The organism is Ensifer sp. NM-2 (assembly GCF_003024455.1).
GTDB classification, from domain to species: domain Bacteria; phylum Pseudomonadota; class Alphaproteobacteria; order Rhizobiales; family Rhizobiaceae; genus Ensifer; species Ensifer canadensis.
The window spans coordinates 1-630 of the sequence record NZ_PVZR01000093.1; the positions used below are offsets into that span (position 1 = coordinate 1).

1 protein-coding gene is annotated in these 630 nt (G+C 68.7%); it reads right to left on the minus strand.

Going from position 1 to position 630, the window contains the following annotated elements:
* Positions 1-630: aminotransferase class I/II-fold pyridoxal phosphate-dependent enzyme (locus tag C6558_RS38920; RefSeq protein WP_199197134.1), on the minus strand; the 630-nt coding region annotated here is incomplete at both ends.

Sequence of the window (630 nt, forward strand, 5' to 3'; positions counted from 1 at the left end):
AGCGGTAGCCCGCCACCCGGTACGCCTTGGACAGGCCGGAGAACGTCAAGGTGAGCACGTCGTCGGACAGGCCGGCGGCGTTGATGTGCCGGGCGCCGTCGTAGGTGATCTTCTCGTAGATCTCGTCCGCCATGAGGACGAGGTTGTGGCGGCGGGCCACGTCCACGATGCCCTGCAGCACGGCGCGGGAGTAGACCGCGCCGGTGGGGTTGTTCGGGTTGATCAGGACGATGCCCTTGGTGCGCTCCGTGATGAGGGACTCGATGTGCTCGAGATCGGGCTCCCAGCCCTCCTCCTCGACGCAGCGGTAGTGCACCGCCCGGCCCCCGGCCAGGGTGGTGGCGCCGGTCCACAGCGGGTAGTCGGGCGAGGGGACGAGGATCTCGTCGCCGTCGTCGACCAGGGCCTGCAGGACCATCGTGATCATCTCGGACACGCCGTTGCCGATGAACACGTCGTCCACGCCGATGTCCCGGATGCCCCGGGACTCGTAGTACTGCGAGACGGCGGTGCGCGCCGAGTAGATGCCCTTGGAGTCCGAGTAGCCCTGCGCGTGCGGTAGGTGCTGGTGCATCGCCGCCAGGACGGCGTCCGGCGCCTCGAAGCCGAACGGGGCCGGATTGCCGATGT